Source organism: Ralstonia sp. 25mfcol4.1, from assembly GCF_900104095.1.
Lineage (GTDB): Bacteria > Pseudomonadota > Gammaproteobacteria > Burkholderiales > Burkholderiaceae > Cupriavidus.
In genome coordinates, this window is sequence record NZ_FNJO01000008.1 from 152,751 (window position 1) to 173,657 (window position 20,907).

The window sequence follows — 20,907 nt, forward strand, 5'->3', positions numbered from 1 at the left end:
CCGGCGCCTCAGCCTCCGGCCAGGCGCCTTTCCATATCCTCGACCGCGTGGTTCGCCACGCGCTGGCGGGCCAGCTTCCGCCAGCTTTCTGCCAGGACTGGCAGTTCCGCCATCTCGGCCAGCGCCGCGATATTGAGCCGATCGACGTAGAGCACGTGCAGCAGCCGCTGCAGGCTCCAGTCCGGATAGGGCCGCGCCACCAGCACCAGGCGATCGCCAGCGGCCAGCCCGCCCTCCTCGATCACGCGGTAATACCAGCCGGTGCGGCCGCTACCCTGCACGGCGCGCGACATGCCCGCAAACCCGAAGCGATGATTGAGCTTCCAGCACGGCTGGCGGGCCTGGGACACCTCCACCAGTGCCGTGCCCAGCCGGAAGCGGTCGCCGACGCAGACATCGGCCTCCGTCAAACCCGTTGTGCTCAGATTTTCGCCAAACGCGCCGGCGCGTTCCAGTACGTCGACATTGCCGCCATGCCCGGCCAGTTCGCCCCGCCAGCCAGCGTAGTGGTCGCGCGGATAGTGGTGGATCGCCTTCTCGGGCCCGCCGTGGTGTTTCGGATCGCCCTGTTCGTCGATGTCGAGCCCGACGGTGGTCACACGCACCGGCCCGTCGACTCCCGTCTTGTCGATGCCGCTCGGCACGCCCTTGGGCCCGAAAGGCCGCACCCGGCCCGCCAGCAGCGCATCGATCCGGACGTCGATATTGTCGGTACGGCCCCTGCTCACAGCCCCGCTTCCTCCATCCATCGCGCAAACATCAGTTCGCCAGCACTGGCCACCGTGGCACCGATCTCGGCCGTACGGCGGCGGATCGTGCGCGGATCGATGCCGGCCTTGGCCAGCTCGACGGTATGGCCGATCAGCCAGGTCTCGATATCGCCGGCCTTCACCTCGGGATGGAACTGCAGCGCCAGCACGTGCTTGCCGATCGCATAGGCCTGGTTCGGCGTGGCTGCCGTGGATGCCAGCAATTCGGCGCCTTCCGGCAGATCGAAGGTATCGCCGTGCCAATGCAGGACTTCCCAGTCGGCGTTGGCCAGCACCGCCAGCGGCGAACGGCGCCCGGCGTCGGTCGGCTGGATCTGTCCCCAGCCAATTTCGCGCGTGCCCGGATACACGCGTGCGCCCGAGGCGGCGGCAATCAGCTGCGCGCCCAGGCAGGCGCCAATGATCGGCAGTTCGTCTGCCAGGCGCTGCCGGATCACGCCGATCTCGGCCTCCAGCCACGGATAGGCCTCGGTCTCGTAAACGCCGATGGGACCGCCCAGCACCACCAGAAGATCGGCCGGATCGGTCTGCACCAGGGTCAGGTCGTCCACGCCAGCCTGGTAGACGCGGATGTCATGGCCTCGGTCGCGCGCCACATCTGCAATCACACCCGCATGCTCGAAGGCAACGTGCTGGATGACATCGGTACGCAACTGGCGCCTGGGTTCGCTCATCGACTGACACTCCTGCTGGAAAAGGTGGCTCGGATTCGAATGCAGCCCCGTACGATACCGCACTGCATCATGGCTTGTCTTTCACAGGCTGCAACACAAGTGTGTCGAAGCTGTCACCACCGGGGTTGCGCCGGTGCCCGCCAATCGTGATGTACTGCACTGCCGCCCATTTATCGGTCCAGTCGCGATAGTGCGGCGACAGCGCATTGCCCGATTGCCCGGTTGACGACATGAAACGCGAATCAGACAAGTCAGCAAGGTCGTAGATCGCGCGCAGGCTGGCCGCATGGGTATTCTCGAACGGCGCCGCTTCGTCGCGCAGGCTGTGCCGGCCCACGTCCACGGTATAGGTGTCGCCGCCGGTCCGGACGCGGATATTGAACAGGTTGGCCAGGTACGGCACCTTGCCGAACGGTTTGTGCTCCGACCGCGCCGCATGGGCCTTGCCCCAGCGCCATTTGTCCGGGTCATCGCCATAACGCTGATCCAGGTCGGCAATGGCGCGTTGCCAGGCCAGGCCGATGGTGACCGCGCACGACTCGCGCGCCGTGGTACGCGCGTTGTCGCACCAGAATGCGCCGAGCCCCTTCGGATCGCGCATGGCATTGAGCATCGGCAACTGTACGTTGCGCTGGTCCCAGAGGCTGGTGAACATCGGATCGCCGACCTTGTCCTCGAACAGCAGGCGCGACAGTTCGCGCAGCCAGGCCGTCACCACCAGCGGCTCGGCACGATCGGCGGCCATCGTGCCATCCCACTTGCGCAACGCATCGAACAGCCGCCGTTCGCGTTCCGGCCGGGCAGTATCGCTGGCCACGGGTGCGGCCAGCAGCAGCGGCAAGGCATCGCGCACGGCCAGCGACACCACGTCCTTCTGGATCGTGCCGAAGGTCTCCGGCGTATGGTGCGGCTCGGCATCCAGCAGTGTCTGGATGCGCTGGGCGCGGTACGGCACGCTCCATTCGCTGGTGATGTAGAACGGATAGTCGTTGTCGACGATCTTCTGGTTGGCCGTCACGATCGTGCCCGACGGCGGATTGAAGCGCCGCGGCAGCTGGTCGAACGGAATGAAGCCTTGCCAGTCGTAGCGCGCGTCCCAGCCCGGCGCGGGCGCCAGCCCCATCAGGTCGTTGTCGGCCCGGCGGATCGGCACCAGTCCCGGCGCGATAAAGCCGATATTGCCGTCCACGTCGGCGTACACGATGTTCTGCTGCGGCGAATGGAACTCGCGCAGCGCGCCGACAAAGCTCTTCCAGTCCGAGGCCATGCCCATCTTCAGGCTGGCCTGGAAGGTCCGGTCGTCCGGCCGGAGCGCCGTCCACTGGAACGACACCACATACTGCGCGCCCAGCGGCTTGGCCGCCGCGCTGATGGGCTCGGCCACGTCCGACATCACCGGGCCATGTCGCGTTGTCCGGACATTGAGCGTCAGGTCGGGCTGCCCCTTGATCCGGATGACTTCCTGGCGCGTCTCGAACTCGGCCCAGCCGTCGGGCGTCTGGTAGCGATTCGGGTTCGCCGGGTCGATCCGCTCGATATACAGGTCCTGCACATCGGGCGCGGTATTGGTGAACCCCCACGCGATGCGCCTGTTATGGCCCAGCACCACCAGCGGCGCGCCAGGCAGCGTGGCGCCGGTCAGGTCCAGCCCCGGGGCCTGCAGGTGCGCGAAGTACCAGAGCCCGGGCGCCTGCAGCCCCAGGTGCGGATCATTGGCCAGCAACGGCTTGCCGCTGCGCGTGTGCGCGCCCGACACCACCCAGTTGTTCGATCCCATGCCATCGACATAGCCGGCCGGCGCGCGCTCGGACAGCTGCGCCATGGCCGTGGCAACGGGCGCCAGCTTGCGGTAGAAGCTGGCGTAGTCCATCGTCCGCAGCGGCTTGTCACCGGGATACGGAGCCAGGATCTCGGCGATACGAGACGTGGGCAGTTGCTGGGCCAAGCCCATGCGCAGCACCTCCTGGCGCCAGTTGCCGCCCAGGTCCCAGGCCATCATGGTCTGCCAGCCCAGCGTGTCGGCCGGCTCCCAGTGCTCCGGCTTCGTCCCCAGGATCAGGAATTCGGGCGGCAGGGCTGCCTTCCGGGTATCGATATAGGCATTGACGCCATCGGCATAGGCCTGCAGCACCGCGCGGGTTTCCGGCGGGGTCTGGGCCAGCACGGCCTCGGCGTTGCGGCGCACGCCCATGGTGCGCAGGAAGCGGTCGGTATCGAGCGCGCTCGGGCCCAGGATCTCGGCCAGCCGGCCGGCCACGATGCGCTTGTTCATCTGCATCTGCCAGAGCCGGTCCTGGGCATGGACGTAGCCCAGCGCGTAGTAGGCATCCAGCGCATTGGCGGCCTGGATATGGGGCACGGCGTTGCGGTCGCGCACCACCACCACGCGGTCGCGCAGTGCGGGCAGGCGCATCGTGCCGGCGGTATCGGGCTGCGAAGCCTGGCGATACCAGATATAGCCGCCGATGGCGCCCGTCAGCCCGATCAGCAGCACGCCCGACAGTATCCAGCCCACCCGTTTGAACCAGCGCATTCGACGTTTCTCCCCGTGGAAAGACGCAAGCATCGCAGATTTCCGCGCAGACAAGAATGCCCGGACTCGCCGGGCATTGCAGTTGCGTCTGTCGAAGCCCCGTCAGGCGGGCTTCTTCAGTTGCAGCGATTTGTATTCGAGGAATTCCTCCAGCCCGAACTTGCCGCCTTCGCGGCCGTTGCCCGACTGCTTGAAGCCTCCGAACGGGGCGTTCATGTTGAACGGGCCGCCGTTGATATCCACCTGGCCGGTACGGATGCGGCGCGCCACCTTGATCGCCCGCGCTTCGTCGCCGGACCAGACACCGCCGCCCAGCCCATAGATGCTGTCATTGGCGATGCGGATCGCATCCTCCTCGGTGTCATAGCAAATCACCGACAGCACCGGCCCGAAAATCTCTTCCTGGGCGACGGTCGCCTTCGGATCGACATTGCCCAGGACGGTTGGCTTGACGAAGAAACCGCGCTCGAAGCCGGCCGGGGTCTCGGGGCCCCCAGCCACCAGTTCGGCGCCCTCTTCCAGCCCGCGACGGATATAGCCGGTCACGCGTTCCTTCTGCACCGCGGAAATCAGCGGCCCAAGGCGCGTGGTATCGGCCAGCGGGTCGCCCACGGCAAAGCCTTCCACCACCTTCGCGGCGATGGCCTTGACCTCGTCATAGCGGCTGCGCGGCACCAGCATGCGGGTATGCGCCGAGCAGGTCTGGCCCGAGTTCAGGAAGCAGGCGCTGATGGTGCCCTTGACGGCCTGCGGCAGGTCCGCGTCGTCCAGGATCACCGACGCCGACTTGCCGCCCAGTTCCAGCGCCACGCGCTTGACCGTGTGCGCCGCCAGTTCCGACACCCGCTTGCCGGCCCGGGTCGAACCGGTAAACGACACCATGTCCACATCCGGATGGCTGGCCAGCACCTCGCCCACCACCGGCCCGTAGCCGGTCACCAGGTTGAACACGCCCGGCGGCAGCCCGGCCGCGTCGATCACCTCGGCCAGCACGAAAGCATTGAGCGGCGCCACTTCCGACGGCTTGAGCACCACCGTGCAGCCCGCCGCCAGCGCCGGCGCCACCTTCAGGGTGATCTGGTTCAATGGGTAGTTCCACGGGGTGATGGCCGCGACCACACCCACGGGCTCGCGCACCACCAGCGAATTGCCCACCTGCTCCTCGAAGGCAAAGCCCTCCAGCAGCGTGGCCGCCTGGCCCCAGTTGTAAACCGGGCCGCCCACCTGGATGGCCCGCGCCAGCTTGATCGGCATGCCCACTTCGCCCGCGATCATCTGGGCCAGTTCTTCGGCGCGGTCCTTCAGACCTTCGGCAATCTTGCGGATATAGCGCGCGCGCTCGGCCGGCGGCGTGGCGGACCAGCCCTCGAATGCGGCGCGAGCGGCCGCGATGGCGTCCTCGGCGTCACGGGCGTGTCCCTCGGGGATCTTGCCCATCACCGCCTCGGTGGCGGAATGGATCACTTCAATGCTGCCGGTGCCGTGGGGTGCCACCCACTTGCCGTTGATAAACAGTTTGTCTCGTTGTTGCATGGCCACAGCCCTCATCAGGTGGATCGGCAATTGCAAATTTTTGTTACTTTTATGGAGCACCACATTGTAGGCCGGTTTGCGGATTCGAATTTTTATCCACGCGGACTGGTCCGGACAACAAGATGGCGATAATCGGCCGTGCAGGCACGCGATCCGAGGGCTCTCGCCGCGGGCGGCCGATCCATAACAAAAGGAGCGAGACATGGTCGACCCGATCTATCAGAAGACGGAGGCTGGTCAGGAGGAAATCCGTACCCGCGCACGCAAGCTGGACCATAAACTGCGTGCGTTGTTGCTGATCGTGAACGGAGAACGCGCCAAATCGGCGCTGTTGGCGCAAGTTGGCGGCATGGGGGTGGCCGAGGAGGCATTCGACACCCTGCTGGCGCTGGGGCTGATCGCGCCATTGCCGGACCCGGCCCGACAGGCCCCGCCCTCGTCGGGAGCGTCGGGGGCGTCGGGAGCATCTGCCGCGCGGCCCGGCAGGCAGGCCGGCGTCCGCAAACCCGCCGACACCAATCTGTTCGCTGCCTATTCGGGCTTCAATTCGGCGGGCGGCAAGGGTATCGACGACCGTGTGGAAGAGCGCGACGTGCTGGCCGACACCACCATCGCGCCAGCCATGTCGCCCGTGGCCGCCGGCACCCCGGCCGGTGCCGACGGCTACAAGCGGCTTTACCACTTCTATACCGACGTGATCGGCAACCACCTGGGACTGCGCGGCTACGTGCTGCAGGTAAAGGTGGAAAAGGCGTCCACCGTGGTGGAACTGGCGGCGCTGCGCGACACGCTGGGCACGGCGCTGCAAAAGTCCAAGGGCGAGATCACCGCGCACGCGATCATCGACCAGCTCGACGACCTGCTGGCGGAAATGGGAGTGGCGCCGGCGCGCTAGGCCCAGGACACGGAACATGCGGGCACCGGGCAAACCGGCGGCACACGCGCGATGGGTTCGGTGCCTGCTGCCTGGCCTTGGCGCCCTTGCCCATTGCGCGATAGCCCAGGAACTGGAACCGCGTGCCTATTCCGCCGCGCCGGTCGGCACACGTTTCATGCTTGCCACGTATGCCCGGCTGGCTGGCGACGTACTGACCGACCCTTCCTTGCCAAACAAGGCGCGGAAGTGCCCCGGCTACGCGCCGCCCTCCGGGCTCGATGCCGGGGCCGGGCTGCCCACCGAGTACCAATCCACCTTGCGCGTGATCGCCATGATGCCGGCCAGTATCACGAACAGCAGCAGCGAGCCAAGCACCAGCGCGTTGTCCTCCGACACCAGCAGCCCATACAGCGCCCCGTACAGCGCGGTCAGCAGCCCCGCGAAGCCCGCGCCGCGTTGCCAGCTGCGCAGCACGAAGGTGAGATAAAAGCCGAGCAGTCCGATGCAGGCTGCGCTGGCCGCGAGATAGGCCGCCAGGAACGGCGCGTGCTCCGACAGGCTGACCAGCAGCAGGAAGAACATTGCCAGGGCCAGCCCGGCCAGCAGGTACTGGATCGGGTGGATGCGTAGCGTCTTGACCAGTTCGAACAGGTACAGGCCGGCAAAGGTCAGCAGCACGAACAGCAGCCCGTATTTCACGGCCCGCTCGGCCTTGACGTAGATGTTCACGGGCTCCATCAGCGTGACCGAGGTAGCCTCCAGCGACATCCGGCTACCCGCCCCCGCATTGCCGGCCAGCTGGTCGCGCACATTGGTGTTGAAGGCCGTGACGGACCATTCGGCGGTGAAGCCGTCGTCGGTCACCGTACGCTGGCGAGGCAGGAAATTGCCGTCGAAGCTCGGATGCGGCCACGCTGAGCGCATCGTGAACTGGTTGTGGTCGGCCACGGGCACCAGCGACATTGACCGCGCACCCAGCACGGCCAGCGTCAGGCTGAATGGCACGGTGCGGGCATCGAGCGGCTTGCCAGCGGCGCCGCCCACGTCGATCCGCGCGTGCAGGCCCTGCGGCAGGCTTTCAAGCCGCGCGCCCTGCTGCAGCCGTACGGGCTTGCCGTCGAGTTGCAGGACAGGCTGCGACATCAGGCCGCGCATGTCGCCCACCCCCAGCACCACATAGGGCCGGCCCATCTCGAAGCGGACATGGCCGACGGACTTCGGCAGGTCTTCGTCCGACGTCAGGTCCGGCAATGCGATCGTGCCCTGCCATTGCGTGGCCGTCTCATGGACGATGGTCTTGTGAATGCCGCGATATCGCTCCCCCGGCGTCACGTCGGCACGCACCTGCAGCGTCTTCGGAAACACCAGCAGCCGCCGGCTTTCCTCACGATTCTGCTGCGGCGCGTTGCCGGCCACCGCCACGGCTACCACCTCCTTGTAGGGCACGACGATGATGGGGCCCGTCAGGGTCTGGGGGCCGGCATAGCTCTGCCAGATGCTTTGCTCGGCGGCGTCGCGGTACTGGCTGCGTTCGCGCACGATGCCAAGCACCATCTGCAGCGCGATCCACAACAGCAGGATGACGCCGGCAATGATCGCGATTCGGTAAAACAGGGCCTTGTTCATGGGAGTCTTGCGAGTGGAGATGCCGCAAGACTAGCCAGCGCATATGAACCCACGATGGGGTCGGCGGGTGGCCGGCGTGAAGTGGGCCGAAGCGCGTGAAGCCGTCCGGCATCGGGCGGCATCGGGCCGAATCGGGCGGAATCGGGCGGAATCAACCGCGAGCACCGCGCTGCGGCCGGCAGACTCAGGCCGCCACCGGAAGCGCCAGTTCGGCGCGCGCCCCGCCGCCCTCGCGATTGGTCACGGCAACCGTTCCCCGGTGCAGGAGGGCTACCTCCCGCACCAGGCACAGGCCCAGACCGGTGCCGCGCTCGCGGCCATCGGGACGCGGCAGCGAATAGAAGCGTTCGAACAGCCGTGGCATGGCATAGTCAGGAATGCCCGGCCCGCGATCGTCGATCCTGAGCACGATCTGCCCGGGCTCTGTCGCGCTCAACAGCGATACGTCGATGGTGGAACCCGCCGGCGCGAAATCGAGCGCGTTTTCCAGCAGGTTGACGATGGCCTGGCGCAGCAGGAACACATCGCCAGCGACCGCCGGCACGGCGTCGGGCAGATGCCATCGCAGTTGCACGGCCCGTTGCCGTGCCTTTGGCTCCAGCGACTGCACGATCTGTCCGATTTCCGGCCCCAGCATCACCGCCTCGGGCTTTTCCAGGTGCTGGCGCTGCTCCACTTCGGCCAGCGTCAGCAGCTTGCGGATCAGCAGGTCCAGCCGCTGAGCCTGGCCTCGGATATTGCTGACAAATCGTTGACGGTCGGCGGCCGGCATGTCCTCCTGCAACAGCTCGGCCGCGCCGCCGATGGCCGCCAGCGGACTTTTCATTTCGTGCGTCAGCGTGTGGATGTAGTGCTCCACATACTGCTTGTCTTCGAGCCGCAGGCGCATGGTCTCCACGGCGCGCCCCAGGTCGGCAAGCTCGCTGGCGCCCCGTAGCGGCATCTCGGCACGCTCGCCGGCGGCCACCGCGCGGGCATAGCGTTGCAGCTTGCGCAGCCCGAACACCAGCCAGAGCGTACACAGCACGCCAATCGCGGCCGCGCCGCCAATCAGCAGCAGGCCATAGGTCAGGATCACGCCCTGGCTACGCGCGATAAACGGCGCCACCGCCTGGTTTGGCTTGGCCACGGTCAGCACGCCGATAATGCGCGTGCCGTCGCGGATGGGTGCCGCCACATACATCACCGAGCTGCTTTCATCGGCAGGATCCGAGCGGGTACTGCGCGCGCCGTACTTGCCCTGCAGGGTCAGGTAGACGTCGTTCCAGCGCGAATAGTCGGCGCCCACCGCCTGGCCCGCCGTGTCGAAGCGCACGATGCCGCGGTCGTCGGTGATGTAGATGCGGTAGCCCACCGCGTCCTTGTGCATGCCCCACACGCTGGCATCCACCGGCTGCTGGCGCAACTGCGACAGCCGGCGGGCGAACGCCCCATCGGCCATCTGGCCGGTTTTCAGGTCGTCGGCGGCCAGCACGGCCAGCACATGGGCGGTATCGACCAGCGTATCCTCCATCGCCTGGCGCACCCCGGGCTTGACCTCCTGGACGAACACCCGCAGCGTCAGGAACGCCGCCAGGCCAACCACCAGGAAGAAGCCGAAGAATATCCGCAGGCCGATGTGCATGGACGGGGGGGCAATTCAGACGTCGGGAGCCTGGAGCACGTACGCCGCTTCGAGCGAATAGCCCATCCCGCGATGGGTGCGGATCGGATCGCCTGCCGGGTCCACGTCGCGCAGCTTGGCGCGCAGGGTCTTGATATGGGTATCGACGGTGCGATCGACCGTGTCGAGCGCGTCGTGCCAGACCAGATCCATCAGTTGGGAACGCGCATAGATGCGCCCCGGATGCTGCACCAGCAGGGCCAGCAGTCGGTATTCGTATCGCGTGAGATCCAGCCACTGGCCCCGGTAGGACACCCGCGCGCCTTCCGCATCGTGCCGGAAGCCGCTGGACCGCCCTGCCGTGCCTGCCACCGGCATGGTCGCCACCGCGGCTGCCGGCTCGGCCGGAGGCCGGGCGCGACGCAGGATCACGCGCACCCTGGCCGCCAGTTCCCGGGGCGAGAACGGCTTGACCACATAGTCATCGGCGCCAATCTCCAGCCCCACGATGCGGTCGATTTCCTCATGGCGCGCGGTCAGGAAGATCACAGGCACATCGGAAAACGTCCGCAGCGTGCGGCAGACCTCGAAGCCGTTGATGTCCGGTAGGCCAATGTCGAGCACGACAAGATCGGGCCGAGCCGCGCGCAATCGGGCCAGCGCGTCGCCGCCGAGCGTGCAATGCTCGGCCAGCATGCCGTCCGTCCGCAGCGCGTACAGGATGGTATCGGCGATGGCGGATTCGTCTTCCACCACCAGGATTGACGGTCGTTTCATGGGCGGGCGCGGCAGGAGGGGCGGTGTGTATTATCCGCCATCGCGCTGGGCAGTTGTCGATCTCGCTGGCACGCCCAGCAACTGGCGGAGCCGGCAGAGAAAAGCAGGGATGTCGATCTGGCGGCGGTGCATGACTGGCTCCTCCGGAGGAAAATGGAGCAGCCAGTGTCGTGGCGGACCGTGAAGGGACGGTGAGGCGGGAGTGAAGCGGTCGCCAGCACCGTTATGGGTCACCAAAGCGGTTACCAAAGCGACCACCAAGCGGTCACCGGCCGGTCGGCATCGGGCGAACGTGGCCGGCCAAGCTCGCCGCGTGCATTTTTGTCAGGCCATTTCACAAGCTGCTTCGCCAGCCAGCGCGATTTCGGGCGCTTCGGCCACCGGGCTATTCGCCATCGCGCTGTCACCGTCGCAAACCATGTCGCCCAGACCGATGACGATCGTGATATTCGGTGTCCAGTTCTGGCGGTCGGTGCTGACTTCGGCAAACGTGGTCACCGTCGCGGTGTAGCCCTGCGCCCGGAGGTCGTCGGCCAGCCGGTGGGCGCGCGGTTCCAGCGCGGCCTGCGGATTCTCTTCGTTGATGTCGAGCACCAGTGTGGTCTCGAATTCTTCCTTGCCCTTCTGGATCGCCGTTTGCATGGCCTTGAGCTGCTTGTTCGCGAGCGCGACAAGCTTGCTGTACCGGGATTCTTCCTGACTGGCGCGCAGGGCCTTGGCGGCGTTGATGATTTCGGTGCGATCCACGAACATGATTGCCTTTCGAGGTGAAGGGATAGAAAGCGCGGGCGTCGCACGGCGTTGCCTGCAGGAAGCGGCGTTTCCGGGATGCGACGACAACTGTATAAATATACAGTGCCCGCCAGCTAACCAGCAAGACGTAACGAGAGAAAATTCCTGCTGGCTCGACACGGCATGAAATCTGGCTTCCCGCCTTTCGACTGTCGCCCAAGCCATGAAAAAAGCCGGCGCGCCTGATGGCGGGCCGGCTTTTCTGGCGAAATGGCGATGCGGCGATGCCGCCCGAAATTACGCCTCGATGCCTTGCGACTGCAGGTACTCGTCGTACGTACCCAGGTAGTCGGTGATCGTACCGTCGGAGCGCACCTCGATCACACGCGTGGCCAGGCCGTTGATCAGTTCGCGGTCGTGTGACACGAAGATCAGCGTGCCCGTGAACTTGTCCAGCGCGATCTGCAGCGACTCGATCGACTCCATGTCCATGTGGTTGGTCGGCTCGTCCATGGCCAGCACGTTGTGGCGGCCCAGCATCAGCTTGCCCCAGATCATGCGGCCCTTCTCGCCACCGGACAGCACCTTGACGTTCTTCTTGATGTCGTCGGCCGAGAACAGCAGGCGGCCCAGCGTGCCGCGCAGCGACTGGTCGTCGTCGCCGGCCTGGGTCCACTGGCTCATCCAGTCCATCACGGTCACGTCGTTCGGGAATTCCTCGTACGTGTCCTGCGGCATGTAGCCCACGTTGGCGTTCTCGGCCCACTTGACCGTGCCACGATCCACTTCCACGCCGCGCTGCACGCCGGTTTCCACGACGTTGTTCAGCAGGCTGCGCAGCAGCGTGGTCTTGCCCGCGCCGTTCTCGCCGATGATGGCCACCCGCTCGCCGGCCTGGACGGCCATCGACAGGTTGTTGATGATCTTGCGGTCGTACGTCTTGGTGATGTCCTCGACTTCCACGGCCAGGTTGTGCAGCTTCTTCTCGAACTCGAAGCGCACGAACGGGTTCTGGCGCGACGACGGCTTGATGTCCTCGACCTTGATCTTTTCGATCTGCTTCGCGCGCGACGTGGCCTGGCGGGCCTTCGACTTGTTGGCCGAGAAGCGGCGCACGAAATCCTGCAGCTCGGTGATGCGTTCCTTGGCGCGCGCATTGGCGGCCACCTGGCGCTCGCGCGCCTGCATCGACGCCTGCATGTAGTCGTCGTAGTTGCCCGGGTAGACCTTCAGCGTGCCGTAGTCCATGTCGGCCATGTGCGTGCACACCGAGTTCAGGAAGTGGCGATCGTGCGAAATGATGATCATGGTGGAGTTGCGCTCGTTGAGCACGTCTTCCAGCCAGCGGATCGTGTTGATGTCCAGGTTGTTGGTCGGTTCGTCCAGCAGCAGGACATCGGGGTTCGAGAACAGCGCCTGGGCCAGCAGCACGCGCAGCTTCCAGCCCGGGGCGATGTCGCTCATCGGGCCCTGGTGCTGGTCGGTCGGGATACCCACACCCAGCAGCAGTTCGCCGGCGCGCGCCTCGGCCGTGTAGCCGTCGTACTCGGCGTACTTGGCTTCCAGTTCGGCGGCGCGCATGTAGTCTTCGTCGGTGGCCTCGGGGTCGGCGTAGATCGCGTCGCGCTCGCTGGCGGCGGCCCACATTTCCACGTGGCCCATCATCACCACGTCGAGCACGCGGTTGTCTTCATACGCGAACTGGTCCTGGCGCAGCTTGCCCAGGCGGATGCCCGGTTCCAGCATGACGGTGCCCGCCGACGGCTCAAGGTCGCCGCCCAGGATCTTCATGAAGGTGGACTTGCCGCAACCGTTCGCGCCAATCAGGCCGTAGCGGTTGCCCTCGCCGAACTTGACCGAGATGTTCTCGAACAACGGCTTGGGGCCGAACTGCATGGTGATGTTTGCGGTAGAAAGCACGTCTGAACCTTGTCTGGAATGTGGGAGTGCCCTGCGGGCACCACCTGCTGGCAGCCGGATTCTGGCGGCACGCACCCGATCGGCGTGCCCGGCGCAGCGAAAATGAGGAGATAACCCGTGATTTTACCACTTACGGGGGGCATTCGTCAGCCATTGGCCACGGGCGCGATATCGAACGGCCGTGGCCTGACCGTTGTTACAGCGTCGGGTATCCCGTCAGTGCCAGGCTGAAGCCGTCGCCACGGGCTTCCAGCCGTGCCTGGGCGCCCACCGGCAGCGTCAGCTTGCGCGGGCAGTGGCCGAATGGCAGCCCGGTCAGCACGGGGATATCGAGTTGTTCGCGCAGATAGTCGAATACGGCATCCATGTTGTAGCCGTTGTCGTAATCGGTGGTGCGGTAGTTCGAGAAATCGCCCAGCACGATGGCCTGCTGCCCCGCCAGCGTGCCAGCCTGCAGCAGCTGCAGCAGCATGCGCTCCACGCGGTACGGCGGCTCGTTGATGTCCTCGAGGAACAGGATGCCGCCCGGCACCTTTGGCATGTAGGGCGTGCCCAGCAGGCTGCACAGCATCGCCAGGTTGCCGCCCCACAGCGTGCCCTCCGCCGTAGCTGCCGTCACCACCTGCGGCGCGGCCACCTCGATCTTGCATGCCGGATCGCGCAGGATGGCCTCGAAGTGTTGCCACATGAACGGATTGACGTGCTCCTCGCCAAAATCGGCCAGCAGCATCGGGCCGGCAAAGGTGACGCCACCGGTGGCGGCCAGGTAGGCCAACTGGAAGGCCGTGAAATCACTATGGCCGACGATGGGCGTGCCGCTGGCGCGGGCCTGCTCGGCAATGCGCGCAAAATCGATCTTGCCGAGCAGCCGCGCCAGGCCGTAACCGCCGCGGACCGCCAGTGTCAGTTCTCCGGGCGCGCCGGTGCCGATGGCGTGCAGGTCGGCCAGCCGTTCGGCATCGGTACCCCCAAAGCGCAGGTAACGCCGCGCGAGGATATCGGGATTCTTGACGTGGTACCCGTGGTGCTTGAGCCACGCGCAGCCGCGCGCGGCAATGGCGACGTCGTGCGGGTAGCCGGATGAGGCGATCAGTCGGACTTCGATGGGTTGGCGCATGCTTCGGATGTTGAGGGTACGACGCTCGGAAGCAGGAATTCTCACCTAATCGGCTGCTGCTGGCGAGGGCGGCAAGGGTGGCGCCGCCTGCCCTTCGACCAGCGGTTGCTCCCCGGCGGCACGAGCCGCCTGCTGGGCTGCCTTCTGCGCCCGGCGCCGCGCGCCAAAGAAATCGCGCAGCATCTGGCCACATTCATCGGCCATGACGCCGCGCGCCAGCGTGGTCTGGTGGTTCAGCGTGGCCTGCGCGAACAGGTCCACGACACTGCCGGCGGCGCCGGTCTTCGGATCGGTGGCGCCAAACACCACGTGCTTGAGCCGCGCATGGAGGATGGCGCCGCTGCACATCGCGCATGGCTCCAGCGTCACGTACAGTTCGCACTCGGGCATGCGGTAGTTGCCCAGCACCTTGGCCGCCGCGCGCAGCGCCTGCATTTCGGCATGGGCGGACGGATCGACCGAACGGATCGGCAGGTTATGGCCGCGCGCGATGATCTGGTCGTTCCACACCACCACGGCGCCCACCGGCACCTCGCCGGCCGCCTCGGCCAGGCGCGCCTCTTCCAGCGCGGCCGTCATGTAGAAACGGTCGCGCGCGGCTTCGTCCTGGAACTGGGGCGCGCCGGACATGGACCGATCAGTCCTGCGCCGGCAGCGCGAACGGCGCGCTGACTTCGGCCCAGCAGTTCGGCGTTTCGAACAGCACCAGCTTCGTCAGCTGCAGATGGTGGCCGAAGCAGTCCTTGAACACGGGCGCCAGGATGTCGAACGCTTCCTGCGCCAGGTTCTCGACGGTCGGGATGCTGTCGATGACCACGGTCTTGTGGTTGTCCATCGACTGCAGGAAGTTCAGCAGCGCGGTGTCACCGCGATAGATCAGGAACGCATGATCCCACTTCGACACCAGGTGCTCGTTGGCCAGCGTCTTGATATCGCCGAAATCCAGGATCATGCCGTCGTCGGACGCGCCTTCCTGGCGCAGCACCTCGCCCGACAGCGTCAGGTCCAGCCGATAGCGATGGCCGTGGATGTTGCGGCACTGGCCGCCGTGGCTCGGGATGCGGTGGCCGGCATCGAATTCGAGCCGGCGTGTGATGGAAACTTGTTTGCTCATGTGTCAGCGAATGCCCAGCAGCTTGTGGGTCTGCAGCGACAGGCGCCAGCGTGGATGACGCTGGCAGAAGTCGACCGCGGCGGCCGTATTCTGCCGGGCCAGCGGGCCATCCATGGCCTGCACCAGGAAATAGCGGAAATCCAGTTGCTCGTATGCCGCGAAGTCCTGACCCGCCTGCGGCATCACCACCTTCAGCTCGTCGCCCTTCTTCACGACCAGTTCCGAACCCATCTTGGGGCTCACGCAAACCCAGTCGATGCCCGCGGGCACTTCGATCGTGCCATTGGTCTCGATGGCGATCTCGAAGCCCTGCGCGTGCAGCGCGTCGATCAGTGGCGCGTCGAGTTGCAGCAGCGGCTCGCCGCCCGTGCAGACCACCAGCGGCGTGCCGCCGGCGCCCTGCGGCCATTCCGATGCCACCACGGCCGCCAGCTCATCGGCCGTCTTGTACTTGCCGCCACGCGTGCCGTCCGTGCCCACGAAATCGGTATCGCAGAACTGGCACACGGCGCGGGCGCGATCTTCCTCGCGGCCGGTCCACAGGTTGCAACCCGAGAATCGGCAGAACACCGCCGCACGGCCGGCGTTGGCGCCCTCGCCCTGCAGCGTATAGAAGATTTCCTTGACGGCGTATGTCATGCGTATGCGACGGTTGTGGTGCGTGGGGAGTTCCTGCTCAAAAATTAGGCAATAGCCGAGGCGCGAGCAACCGGCAATTGTATCAAGAACCTAGGGTTTCTGCTAAGTCCATCGCAATCGGCCGCATTAGCGCCTGCCTTGCGGGCACCCGCAACCTTTTCTTGATTTCAGATCAAATATCTTCTGTCGATCGGCGGCTTTTTCGGCAAGAAAGGCGCTGGCACACTGCGCTCCAACCTTGAATACCGGAGCTTGCCATGCCCATTGCCCTTCTGGCGCTGACCATCAGTGCCTTTGCCATCGGAACCACCGAATTCGTGATCGTCGGACTGATTCCGACCATCGCCGCCGACCTGCACATCAGCGTGCCGTCGGCGGGCCTCCTGGTCAGCCTCTATGCGCTGGGCGTGGCCGTGGGCGCCCCGGTGCTGACCGCGCTGACCGGCCGCCTGCCGCGCAAGGCGCTGCTGCTGTCGCTGATGGCGCTGTTCACCGCCGGCAACCTGCTGGCCTGGCAGGCGCCGAGCTACGGATCGCTGGTGGCCGCGCGGGTGCTGACCGGCCTGGCGCACGGCGTGTTCTTTTCGATCGGATCGACCATCGCCACCAGCCTGGTACCGCGCGAAAAGGCCGCCAGCGCCATTGCCATCATGTTTACGGGCCTGACTGTCGCGCTGGTCACCGGCGTGCCGCTCGGTACGTTCATCGGGCAGCACTTCGGATGGCGCGAGACCTTCCTGGCGGTTTCCGCGCTTGGCGTGATCGCGTTCGTCGGCAGCCTGCTGTTCGTACCGTCGACGATCCGCCATGCCGCGCCGGCGTCGCTGCTGCAACAGGCACGGGTTCTGGCCGAGCCGCGCCTGTTGCTGGTCTATGCCAAGACGGCCATCGGCTATGGCGGATCGTTTATCCCGTTCACGTTCCTGGCGTCGATCCTGCAGGATGTGTCGGGCTTCAGTGCCGGCGCCGTGGGGCTGGTGATGCTGGTGTACGGCGTCTCCGTCGCCATCGGCAATATCTGGGGGGGCCGCCTGGCCGACCGTCATGGTCCGATTGCGGCGCTCCGCATCGTATTTCTGCTATTGGCCGCCGTGCTGTTCGTACTGACCTTCACCGCGCCGCATCGGTGGCTGGTACTGGTCACGGTACTGGTCTGGGGCGGGGTCGCCTTCGGCAACGTACCCGGATTGCAGGTCTACGTGGTCAAGCAGGCGGAACACCACACGCCGCAGGCCGTGGATGTGGCGTCGGGACTCAATATCGCCGCCTTCAACCTGGGCATTGCCGGTGCGGCATGGGCGGGCGGGCTGGTCGTCGAGCATTTCGGCCTGATGCATACGCCGTGGATCGGCGCGCTGGTGGTGCTGGTGGCCTGGGCCCTGACCGAGCTGAGCGGCCGGCTCGACCGCGCCGCAGGCATCGACGTGCGCGCCGGCGGCATGCCTGCCGGGGCCCTGCAGCACTGACTCGGCCGTCGCGATGCGACAGCATCCGCATCCAAAGCAAAACGGGCCTCGCGGGCCCGTTTTTTTCATGGCATTGCCGTTTAGCGCGGCGCGCCCAGGAAATCCGTTTTGCCGATCTGCACGCCCTTGTGACGCAGGAGGTCGTAGGCCGTGGTCACATGGAAGTAGAAATTCGGCAGCGCAAAACCGAGCGTGTAGCTCTTGCCATCGAACGTTGCCGGGCCGTTGCGCAACTTCAGCTCCACCACGCGCGTTTCGCTGCCTTCAAGCTGCTCGGGGCGGATCGACTTCAGGAAGCCCACCGTCTTGGCGATACGCTCCTGCAGTTCGGGGAATGTGGTCTCGTTGTCCGGATACGACGGGATGTCGATTCCTGCCAGCCGTGCCGCGCAGCCCTTTGCCGAGTCGCTGGCCCGTTGCACCTGCGCGGGCAGCGCGTCCATGTCGGCAATCAGACGCGTCTGAAGCAATTCGGCGGCGTCCATGCCCTGCGCCCGCGCGTGGGCCGCGCCTTTTTCGAGGATGGCGGACAGGTTCGTCAGGGCCCGGATAAACACCGGGATCGATACGTCGTACATCGAGAGGGCCATGGGGGGCTCCTTGGATGGGTCGTGGGATGTTCTGGATCGGCGTGCATGTGCGTGGTCCGGCGGCGCGTGGCGCCCGGTGTACTGCGGGCTGGCGCCTGCCGGTGTCGCAGGCGAGAGCATAGACCGGAACCGCCGGATCTGCTGGCTAGCCGCCGAGCCCGGCCAGCCATGCATCCGCATCGTCGATGCCGAATTCGATCCACATCGGCAGGTGATCGCTGATCCGATAGGTGCGCCAGTCCTTGAAGCTTCGCCCCGGCCGGGTCCGGCGTTCGGACGCGTAGGCATCGGCGTCGGCCAGGCGATAGACGTGCTCGTACACGTCGAACACGCCGGCGCGGCCGGTCGGTGCCATGCGCGACAGCCGCCGGAAATAGGCAATCTGGTCGTAGTGCCGGTTCTTGTCCACGTTCGAACCGGGCACGGACTGCAGCGGCTCGGGCACGACGAACCCAGCCCGGGTGATCGCCTCCATCGTCACGTCGCGCCGGTTGAAGATATTGAAGTCGCCGAGCAGGATCAGGTTGCCCGGGTCGGCCTTCACGCCGGGCGCCGGCTGCGGCGCGGCCGACAGCTTGCCGGCCGCCTTGGCAACGGTCTGGCTGAAGGCGGTGATCTCCGCCAGCCGCCGCGCGTCATCGGGCTTGCCGGTGCCGTAGTAGATATGGACCGTGGCCAGCGTCAGGTACGCCCACCCGGCCTGGAAGCCGGCCAGGTATGGCGAGCGCGCCAGTTGCACCGGGGCCGGCCCCGCCCTGCCCGCCCTGGGCAGCACCAGTTCCGCAGCCAGCCCGGTAAAGCGTACCTTGCGGCGGTCGTACAGATAGGCCATGCGCTCGGCATTGCCGGACGTGCCCAGCGTGACATCGGTCACCAGATAGCCCCACCACGGCCCCAGCATGCGCTGCAGCCGCTGCAACGGGTACAGGCCGTCCCTGACTTCCTGGATGGCGATCAGGTCGAAGCGGCTCAGCACCTCGGCGATATAGAGGTAGGACTCTTCCGAACGATAGCCGTACTTGCCGCTGTCGAACTCGCGGATATTCCACGTGGCCAGCAGCAGCGTATCGGTAGCCGTGCGCGCGGGGATCTGGTTGGCCAGCGCCTGGCGCAAGCGCGTGAGGCCTTCGATGGTGCGGGCACGCGCATGCGTATCGGCGATGTCGGCAAGGAAGTCGTAGTGGGTCATGGGATGGCACCACATTGAAAGCCGGCCATCGTCAGGCCCGTGCTTGGCGCCTGCGTTGGCCTGCATCAAGCGCGCGGCTGGATGACGCCAATTCCAACGGACTACGATGCCGCGCCGCCGCCCATGATCCGCGTCAACGCCCTCCGTTGCCCCCGCAAATACGATGGCTCGCATCGTTGACAACACAACGACCATCAAGGGACAGACGCCATGAATCACGCCACTGGTACCACCGCAGGGAATCCTGAAGCTGGCCTTTCGCCAGCATCCAAGCGCGCGCAGCCGCCGAACTTCGCCGGGAACGACCGGGTGCTGTTCGGCATCGTGCTGGGCGTACTGACGTTCTGGCTGTTCGCGCAGACCACGCTGAACATTGCGCCGGACATGGGCGCCACGCTGGGCCTGTCGCCCACCACGATGAACATCGCCGTGGCCATCACCGCGTTGTTCTCCGGCATTTTCATCGTCTTCATGGGCGGCATCGCAGACCGCGTGGGGCGCTACCGCATCCTGCAGCTCGGCTTTTGCCTGAGCATCGCGGGCTCGCTGCTGGTGGCGATCGCACCGGCCGGCCCGCTGGCCATGCCCTGCCTGCTGGCGGGCCGCGCGCTGCAGGGCCTGTCGGCGGCGTGCATCATGCCGTCGAGCCTGGCGCTGATCAAGACGTACTGGCCCGGCAAGGCACGCCAGCGCGCCATCAGCATCTGGTCGATCGGATCGTGGGGCGGTTCGGGCGTGTGCGCGATCTTCGGCGGCACGATCACGGCCCAGTTCGGCTGGCGGGCGATCTTCTTCCTGTCGATCGCGGCGGCCGTGGCCGGCCTGTTGATGATCCGGGGCACGCCGGAAAGCCGGGCGGAGGACCGGCAAGACGCGAAGATCGACCGCAAGGGCATCTTCACGTTCATGGTGGCGATGATCGCGCTGCAGGTGGTGGTCACCCAGGGAGCCCGGTTCGGCTGGACCAGCGTCAACACGCTGTTGCTGGCGGCGGTCGTGGTGATCTTCGGCTTCGTGTTCCTGCGTCACGAGGCCCGCGCCGCAGATCCGTTTATCGACTTCCGCCTGTTCCGAAGCAGCACCTATACCGGCGCGACGATCTCCAACTTCATGCTCAACGGCGTGGCCGGCACGCTGATCGTGGTCATGCAGCTGGCGCAACTGGGCGGCAACATGAGCGCCCAGCAGGCCGGCGTGCTGACCATCGGCTTCGCCATCACGATCATTGCGTTTATCCGCGTCGGCGAAAAGCTGTTGCAGCGATTTGGCGCCCGCAAGCCGATGTTGTGGGGCTGCGCGCTGACCGCCGCGTCGGTGGTCTGCCTGGGGATGACGCAACTGACGCTGGCCGACTACAAGATCGTCGCCACCATCGGCTTTGCGCTGCAGGGCATCGGCCTGGCTTTCTATGCCACTCCATCCACCGACGCCGCGCTGTCCGCCCTGCCGCCGGACCAGGCGGGCTCCGGGGCCGGCATCTACAAGATGGCGTCGTCGCTGGGCGGCGCATTCGGCGTGGCCATCTCGGCCGCGATCTTCACCGCCGTGCGCACCCATGCCGAAGGTGGGCAGATGCTCGACGGCCTGATCCACTTCCAGGGCGCCCAGGACCAGGTGGCCGTGCGTACGGCGGCCATCCTGGCGTTGGCATTCAACCTCTGCATGGTCGTCGTGGCGGCCATTTCGATCATGGCGACCATCCCGCGCGCCAAACCCGGCCTGCCTGCCCGCTAATGGGCCGGTATCT

18 protein-coding genes are annotated in these 20,907 nt (G+C 66.2%); 3 read left to right on the forward strand and 15 right to left on the reverse strand.

Translation table 11 applies throughout. From position 1 onward, the window contains the following. Nucleotides 1-8: 8 nt before the first annotated feature. The 4 genes from BLQ58_RS15995 to BLQ58_RS16010 form a co-directional block, all read right to left on the reverse strand. Nucleotides 9-728 carry an MOSC domain-containing protein gene (locus tag BLQ58_RS15995; RefSeq protein WP_254775981.1) on the reverse strand — a complete coding sequence of 240 codons (720 nt, stop codon included), beginning with the start codon at nt 726-728 and terminating at the stop codon, nt 9-11. Then, the gene (locus BLQ58_RS16000; RefSeq protein WP_092599918.1) at nt 725-1,444 is read right to left on the reverse strand and encodes a glutamine amidotransferase; all 720 of its coding nucleotides are present in this window, start codon (nt 1,442-1,444) and stop codon (nt 725-727) included. Before BLQ58_RS16000 ends, BLQ58_RS15995 begins: the two co-directional genes overlap by 4 nt. Nucleotides 1,445-1,511: 67 nt before the next feature. Then, on the reverse strand, nt 1,512-3,977 hold the full coding sequence (locus BLQ58_RS16005; RefSeq protein ID WP_092599921.1) for a penicillin acylase family protein: 2,466 nt from the start codon (nt 3,975-3,977) through the stop codon (nt 1,512-1,514). 102 nt (nt 3,978-4,079) lie between these two features. Beyond that, nucleotides 4,080-5,510: an aldehyde dehydrogenase family protein gene (locus BLQ58_RS16010; protein WP_092599925.1), complete on the reverse strand. Its 1,431-nt coding sequence runs from the start codon at nt 5,508-5,510 to the stop codon at nt 4,080-4,082. 202 nt (nt 5,511-5,712) lie between these two features. Between BLQ58_RS16010 and BLQ58_RS16015 the strand changes: the two genes are divergently transcribed. Then, on the forward strand, nt 5,713-6,405 hold the full coding sequence (locus BLQ58_RS16015) for a hypothetical protein (RefSeq protein ID WP_092599928.1): 693 nt from the start codon (nt 5,713-5,715) through the stop codon (nt 6,403-6,405). 237 nt (nt 6,406-6,642) lie between these two features. On the opposite strand, the gene creD is transcribed toward BLQ58_RS16015, so the two are convergent. The 9 genes from creD to queE form a co-directional block, all read right to left on the reverse strand. Further along, nucleotides 6,643-8,013: a cell envelope integrity protein CreD gene (gene creD / locus BLQ58_RS16020; protein WP_092599931.1), complete on the reverse strand. Its 1,371-nt coding sequence runs from the start codon at nt 8,011-8,013 to the stop codon at nt 6,643-6,645. A 184-nt stretch (nt 8,014-8,197) separates the two neighbouring features. Further along, nucleotides 8,198-9,637, reverse strand: coding sequence for a two-component system sensor histidine kinase CreC (creC, locus tag BLQ58_RS16025; protein WP_092599934.1), 1,440 nt, complete (start codon nt 9,635-9,637; stop codon nt 8,198-8,200). Nucleotides 9,638-9,652: 15 nt separating this feature from the next. Continuing rightward, nucleotides 9,653-10,393, reverse strand: coding sequence for a two-component system response regulator CreB (gene creB / locus BLQ58_RS16030; protein WP_092599938.1), 741 nt, complete (start codon nt 10,391-10,393; stop codon nt 9,653-9,655). A 324-nt stretch (nt 10,394-10,717) separates the two neighbouring features. Continuing rightward, nucleotides 10,718-11,146 (reverse strand): hypothetical protein, encoded by a 429-nt coding sequence (locus BLQ58_RS16035; protein WP_092599941.1) that lies wholly within the window; start codon nt 11,144-11,146, stop codon nt 10,718-10,720. A 276-nt stretch (nt 11,147-11,422) separates the two neighbouring features. Further along, complete coding sequence (locus BLQ58_RS16040) at nt 11,423-13,045, reverse strand: ABC-F family ATPase (RefSeq protein ID WP_092599944.1); 1,623 nt, start codon at nt 13,043-13,045, stop codon at nt 11,423-11,425. A gap of 196 nt (nt 13,046-13,241) precedes the next feature. Further along, the gene (gene ldcA / locus BLQ58_RS16045) at nt 13,242-14,162 is read right to left on the reverse strand and encodes a muramoyltetrapeptide carboxypeptidase (RefSeq protein WP_092599948.1); all 921 of its coding nucleotides are present in this window, start codon (nt 14,160-14,162) and stop codon (nt 13,242-13,244) included. Nucleotides 14,163-14,207: 45 nt separating this feature from the next. Then, a complete protein-coding gene (gene tadA / locus BLQ58_RS16050) occupies nt 14,208-14,792 on the reverse strand; it encodes a tRNA adenosine(34) deaminase TadA (RefSeq protein ID WP_254775982.1) in 585 nt (194 codons plus the stop codon). 7 nt (nt 14,793-14,799) lie between these two features. Then, nucleotides 14,800-15,276, reverse strand: a complete 477-nt coding sequence (locus BLQ58_RS16055) for a 6-pyruvoyl trahydropterin synthase family protein (RefSeq protein WP_092599951.1) — start codon at nt 15,274-15,276, stop codon at nt 14,800-14,802. Between the two features lie 3 nt (nt 15,277-15,279). Then, nucleotides 15,280-15,915 (reverse strand): 7-carboxy-7-deazaguanine synthase, encoded by a 636-nt coding sequence (gene queE / locus BLQ58_RS16060; protein WP_092599954.1) that lies wholly within the window; start codon nt 15,913-15,915, stop codon nt 15,280-15,282. Between the two features lie 257 nt (nt 15,916-16,172). Here queE and BLQ58_RS16065 point away from each other — a divergent pair, with 257 nt between their 5' ends. Beyond that, nucleotides 16,173-17,381, forward strand: a complete 1,209-nt coding sequence (locus BLQ58_RS16065) for an MFS transporter (protein WP_092599957.1) — start codon at nt 16,173-16,175, stop codon at nt 17,379-17,381. Nucleotides 17,382-17,461: 80 nt separating this feature from the next. Here the strand turns inward: BLQ58_RS16065 and BLQ58_RS16070 are convergent, their stop codons facing one another. Beyond that, entirely contained in the window at nt 17,462-17,971 is a 510-nt protein-coding gene (locus tag BLQ58_RS16070) for a DUF1993 domain-containing protein (RefSeq protein ID WP_092599960.1), read from the reverse strand. A gap of 145 nt (nt 17,972-18,116) precedes the next feature. Continuing rightward, a complete protein-coding gene (locus BLQ58_RS16075; RefSeq protein WP_092600255.1) occupies nt 18,117-19,160 on the reverse strand; it encodes an endonuclease/exonuclease/phosphatase family protein in 1,044 nt (347 codons plus the stop codon). A 210-nt stretch (nt 19,161-19,370) separates the two neighbouring features. Between BLQ58_RS16075 and BLQ58_RS16080 the strand changes: the two genes are divergently transcribed. Next, nucleotides 19,371-20,894: an MFS transporter gene (locus BLQ58_RS16080; RefSeq protein WP_092599963.1), complete on the forward strand. Its 1,524-nt coding sequence runs from the start codon at nt 19,371-19,373 to the stop codon at nt 20,892-20,894. Nucleotides 20,895-20,907: the final 13 nt, after the last annotated feature.

Bases quoted from the DNA above. Each gene is read 5' to 3' on its own strand.
- BLQ58_RS16000 (WP_092599918.1), bottom strand. From the start codon at position 1,444: ATGAGCGAACCCAGGCGCCAGTTGCGTACCGATGTCATCCAGCACGTT.
- BLQ58_RS16005 (WP_092599921.1), bottom strand. From the start codon at position 3,977: ATGCGCTGGTTCAAACGGGTGGGCTGGATACTGTCGGGCGTGCTGCTG.
- BLQ58_RS16010 (WP_092599925.1), bottom strand. From the start codon at position 5,510: ATGCAACAACGAGACAAACTGTTTATCAACGGCAAGTGGGTGGCACCC.
- BLQ58_RS16015 (WP_092599928.1), top strand. From the start codon at position 5,713: ATGGTCGACCCGATCTATCAGAAGACGGAGGCTGGTCAGGAGGAAATC.
- creD (WP_092599931.1), bottom strand. From the start codon at position 8,013: ATGAACAAGGCCCTGTTTTACCGAATCGCGATCATTGCCGGCGTCATC.
- creC (WP_092599934.1), bottom strand. From the start codon at position 9,637: ATGCACATCGGCCTGCGGATATTCTTCGGCTTCTTCCTGGTGGTTGGC.
- creB (WP_092599938.1), bottom strand. From the start codon at position 10,393: ATGAAACGACCGTCAATCCTGGTGGTGGAAGACGAATCCGCCATCGCC.
- BLQ58_RS16035 (WP_092599941.1), bottom strand. From the start codon at position 11,146: ATGTTCGTGGATCGCACCGAAATCATCAACGCCGCCAAGGCCCTGCGC.
- ldcA (WP_092599948.1), bottom strand. From the start codon at position 14,162: ATGCGCCAACCCATCGAAGTCCGACTGATCGCCTCATCCGGCTACCCG.
- tadA (WP_254775982.1), bottom strand. From the start codon at position 14,792: ATGTCCGGCGCGCCCCAGTTCCAGGACGAAGCCGCGCGCGACCGTTTC.
- BLQ58_RS16055 (WP_092599951.1), bottom strand. From the start codon at position 15,276: ATGAGCAAACAAGTTTCCATCACACGCCGGCTCGAATTCGATGCCGGC.
- queE (WP_092599954.1), bottom strand. From the start codon at position 15,915: ATGACATACGCCGTCAAGGAAATCTTCTATACGCTGCAGGGCGAGGGC.
- BLQ58_RS16065 (WP_092599957.1), top strand. From the start codon at position 16,173: ATGCCCATTGCCCTTCTGGCGCTGACCATCAGTGCCTTTGCCATCGGA.
- BLQ58_RS16070 (WP_092599960.1), bottom strand. From the start codon at position 17,971: ATGGCCCTCTCGATGTACGACGTATCGATCCCGGTGTTTATCCGGGCC.
- BLQ58_RS16075 (WP_092600255.1), bottom strand. From the start codon at position 19,160: ATGACCCACTACGACTTCCTTGCCGACATCGCCGATACGCATGCGCGT.
- BLQ58_RS16080 (WP_092599963.1), top strand. From the start codon at position 19,371: ATGAATCACGCCACTGGTACCACCGCAGGGAATCCTGAAGCTGGCCTT.